This window comes from Bacillus sp. JJ1503, from assembly GCF_036965125.1.
In the GTDB taxonomy this organism is placed as follows: domain Bacteria; phylum Bacillota; class Bacilli; order Bacillales; family Cytobacillaceae; genus Cytobacillus.
Map to the genome: position 1 here is coordinate 1 of NZ_JBALOZ010000145.1, position 4,225 is coordinate 4,225.

Here is a 4,225-nt window from a genome sequence, read left to right on the forward strand (position 1 = left end):
CCCTTCTACTCGACTAGTTTAAGAATCGTCTGTAGCTCTTATTCCACAATCGGGCCATTTAATTGAGTAATGGGTTGCAAAAACCACACTTTTTTATGATGCCGTTCATGTGATAGACGGGTTGGCAGTACTCCTATTAAAGCCTATTATTCTAAAAAAGGAGACGCTGTCCAAAATACATCGGATAGCGCCTTGATATTTCGAATAGTTCTATTAGGGGTTCGTAGACCAAAGTCCAGCATGTTTTAATACAACACGTGGATGAAGTTTTAGTTGTGCAACCATTAAGTCAGCTAAATCTTCTGCTTGCATTACTTTTTCCGGATTTCCGTCTGTTAAGTTTAGTTCGACAGCCATATCTGTTGCCACCGTACTTGGTGTTAACGTTGTAACGCGAATATTTTTCTTACGCACCTCAAGCATTAATGACTCACTTAGTCCAATAACTGCAGCTTTTGAAGCAGAGTATGCACTTGTAATTGGTGCACCTTTTTGACCAGCTGTTGATGAGATATTAATGATGTCGCCTGTGTTGCGCTCGATCATTTCCGGTAATACCGCACGTGTTGTGTAGTACACACCTTTTACGTTGACATCGATAATATTTGTCCATTCTTCAGGCGTTAAGTCCATGAAGTTACCGAATTTTGAAATGCCGGCATTGTTTACTAAAATATCGATTGCACCAAGTTCGTCACGAATTGATTCAATCGCTGTGGTTATAGAGTCTAAATCTGCTACATTTGCAGCAGCGATTGCTACCTTCACATCATATTGTTTAAGTTCCTCTGCTACTTGTTGTAAATTTTCAAGCGTACGTCCAATAAGACCTACATGAATACCTTCTTTGGCAAAAGCTATTGCTGTTGCACGTCCTATGCCACGCCCTGCTCCTGTAATTAACGCCACTTTTCCTGCGATCGTTTGCATGTTTTTCGCTCCTTTAGATGAGATAGTTTTATTTTAGACGAAATACAGTGTATTAAATAAGAGAAGTTTAATAAAATCGTTTTAGTGATATAAATATTAACGCTGTTTTCCTCATAAATGATTAGCGCCTAAAATAGATAAAGATTTGTCTTTAAGACTAACTTCATTCTACATATGGTTTACTACATTGTGAAGAATGCACTTTTTTGTGCGGAGGTTACCAAAAGGTTACTTATTTAAATGAAAGGGAGTTAACTATATGTCGGATAAATTAAGAGAAGAGATCAAAGAGAGAATATTAAATCTTGATTATCATTGTGAAAAGGAACTTACCTTATCGATTATTAGTGGGAAATGGAAAGTTGTTATTTTGTGGCACTTAGGTGTTGAAGGACCACATCGCTTCAGCGAACTTCAAAAACTTTTTCCGAAAATATCCCATAAGATATTAACAAACCAATTACGTGAACTGATGGAAGATGGAATTGTTCATAGAGAAGTATATCCAGAAGTTCCCCCGAAAGTCGAATATTCAATGACTGAACTGGGGATGACGTTATTACCGATCGTTGAGATGATGTATGAATGGGGGAAAAAGAGAATAGATCAAATTAAACAAGAAAACAACTATTTTGAATAAGAAAAATAAAAGGTCTCGGACTTATTCCTTATTTATGTTAAAAAGGCAGAAAGAGAAATAAGTTTCAGCTTGCTCCACGATCGGGCGCAATTCTTNNNNTTTTTCAGTAATCGGGCCAGATTGTTGAGTAACTTGTTTTCAAAACAAGTGGATATTTTGGAAGAGATTGTGAATAAATGTACTTATACTAAAGGAGCAGGTGTGCGGCCGAGCCTAGGTCGTATCATATAACGGGTGGGATTCCCGTCGAGTAAGAACTAGCCATTCACTCGTAGCGAGTCTTGGAGGGCTAAAGGTAACTTTCGTCTTTAAGCGTAGACAGTTAGGTAATGGGCCGAAAGCCAAATGGTTGAAGGGATTGAGCCCCATAATGTTAGTAAATCGAGAGGGCTGATGTTTTAACTGCAGCAGAAAGCTACATTTTATCCTTCGTTTAAGGCAAGATGGATAAAACCTCTCTGGAGTCAGAGACCTTGGCACGTTACACATTGATATGATACGGCAACTCGGGAGACCCTACCGGTCTTTTCTTGTTAGAAGAGTATGGTGTACAAGCGATAAAAAGTAAGGAAACCAAATGCCGGAATAGGGAGTCGGATAGCAGCGTAGTACCAATGAAGTTGGGTAATGCCGATGGAGGAAAGGCTAGCTACCAGTTATCACCCTTGCTAGGGACACATTTACTACACACAGAGGTAGGAATAATAAATGGAGACATAACTAGTAAGGATAGCAGAATTAGCAAAATCTGATCCTAAGAGATTAGCAAGGTTTTGTGAATGGTAACTAGGAGGAGCCGTGTGCGTTAATAGCGCAAGCACGGTTCTGTGAGGGGAAGGAGCACAATCTACCGTAAGGTAGAGAGGTTCCTTTCTACTCGACTAATTCAATAATCCGAAGGAAAAAGGTATATAGAAAGGGAACTATTTGATATACCAGATTATATAAAGGAGAGAAGGCTATGAGTAAATCATTTATTGAACAAGTACATTATATTAGAATTCCTGTAAAAGATTTAGAACTATCTGCTCAATGGTATAGAGATGTATTAGGACTCCAGTTATTAAACAGTACTGAGGAACTTGCGATTTTAAAAGTAAATGAAGGACCTTTTTTACTTATCTTAGTTCCTACCGAAGATGAAACATTTGCACATTTTACAATTGATAATAAACAAGAATTTAGCATTGGCTTTACAAGTCCAGAATTATCTAAATTTCATCAACACTTAATTGATAATCAAGTTAAGGTCGAGGATATAAAAGAAGATAATGGTCATGCCTTTTTCCACTTTTATGACCCAAATGGTAATAAACTTCAAGTACACTGGTAAGATTATAATAAATAAAATTACAATATTTTATTAACGGGTGCTTGAGTTCAATAACGATCTTCAACAATCGGGCGCTTTCCTGTAGTAGTAAGGATTGCGCCTTTGGTTTGTAAAACTAAAGATATTATTTATATTTCAAGATTGGTCCCTCAAAAGGCCAATTTCTTGAGTGTTTCTTCTTAGTCTTCGGTTTTACAAAATCCTCTGGCACATCTGCAATAATTGAATGGAGATCCTGATAATCCTGTTTTATGTTTTCAATATAAAAAAGTCCGCTATCAGTTTGTTTGGCTTCTTTAGTAAATTCCGTCCATAAATCAATATAAGGCTTTCCTATAACAGCAGCATTCCCCAACTTTTTTGGAAAGCCTCTCCACCATGTATCACCTATAGAAAACTTTGCCTTTCTCATTTCACCATAAAACGGTTGTAATTGGTCAGAAGCTTTTAACCAAAATCGCTTTAATTCCGTAGGCCATCCAGGCTGGTTCATTACCTCCTCTAAAAACTCCATAGTGATATAAGAAGCTCTAAAACCTTCACGTGTGGCACCTATTTTAGGTGGGATTTGAATCGTAATATAAGTAAATGGTTTACTGGGATACCAAACAATCACTTCATGTATGTGCTCGGATAAAAACTGAATAAAATGTTCTTTTCCTTTTTCGGCCAGTTTAAATTGTGGTGGCTCATAAATTCCATATCTTCTAGGTAATGCTTCAGGCAATGTTAATTCAATAAATTCTAAAAATTCTTTAAAACCATCTTTTATAAAAGTGTGGTCTTTCATGAACCACCATGTCATTTGGAGACAATCTGGATCATCTTTTACTTTAATGGTTTCTAGCCTTTTCACGCCCGTTGGAGAAGAAACTGTTCCTCGTTCATCAGAAATAATTCCATGTGATGATTGAGCAATGATTTTAGAAATTTTCTTAAGTATCGTAAATGCTTGTTTAGGTGCACCTAAGGGTTCTAAAATAATTTCTGTAAAATATTTAATGCCCGGAAGTTTGCCAACAACTTCTTCTGGTATATCTTCTTCCATGACTTCTTGAGGATTACCAATCATAATTTGCCAATTTGGACCTTCAAAGATGATTCCCTCATTCTTATGTTTAATACTTGCTTGGTTAAAAATTTCATTCTCAAATGAAGTTTTATTTACTGACCATATGCTAATGTCATAACTCATTTTTTCATCCTTACTCAATGTTATAATTCCATTTAATTCTATTGAGCTAATTACCATAATTAATTACTAAAACCATTCTAAATATGATTCATTTTATTATATCGAAAAATGATAACTTCTATTCAGT

General features: G+C 36.3%; 4 protein-coding genes. 2 read left to right on the forward strand and 2 right to left on the reverse strand.

Annotated features, from left to right (window positions below; all coding sequences use genetic code 11):
• Window positions 1–213: 213 nt before the first annotated feature.
• Entirely contained in the window at window positions 214–930 is a 717-nt protein-coding gene (locus tag V7149_RS12450; RefSeq protein WP_335345949.1) for a 3-ketoacyl-ACP reductase, read from the reverse strand.
• A gap of 259 nt (window positions 931–1,189) precedes the next feature.
• On the opposite strand from V7149_RS12450, the gene V7149_RS12455 reads away from it, so the two are divergent.
• Together V7149_RS12455 and V7149_RS12460 are read left to right on the forward strand one after the other, a co-directional pair.
• On the forward strand, window positions 1,190–1,570 hold the full coding sequence (locus V7149_RS12455; RefSeq protein ID WP_335345950.1) for a winged helix-turn-helix transcriptional regulator: 381 nt from the start codon (window positions 1,190–1,192) through the stop codon (window positions 1,568–1,570).
• Window positions 1,571–2,531: 961 nt separating this feature from the next.
• Window positions 2,532–2,903: a VOC family protein gene (locus tag V7149_RS12460; protein ID WP_335345951.1), complete on the forward strand. Its 372-nt coding sequence runs from the start codon at window positions 2,532–2,534 to the stop codon at window positions 2,901–2,903.
• 124 nt (window positions 2,904–3,027) lie between these two features.
• Here the strand turns inward: V7149_RS12460 and V7149_RS12465 are convergent, their stop codons facing one another.
• Window positions 3,028–4,116: a hypothetical protein gene (locus V7149_RS12465; protein WP_335345952.1), complete on the reverse strand. Its 1,089-nt coding sequence runs from the start codon at window positions 4,114–4,116 to the stop codon at window positions 3,028–3,030.
• Window positions 4,117–4,225 lie beyond the last annotated feature (109 nt).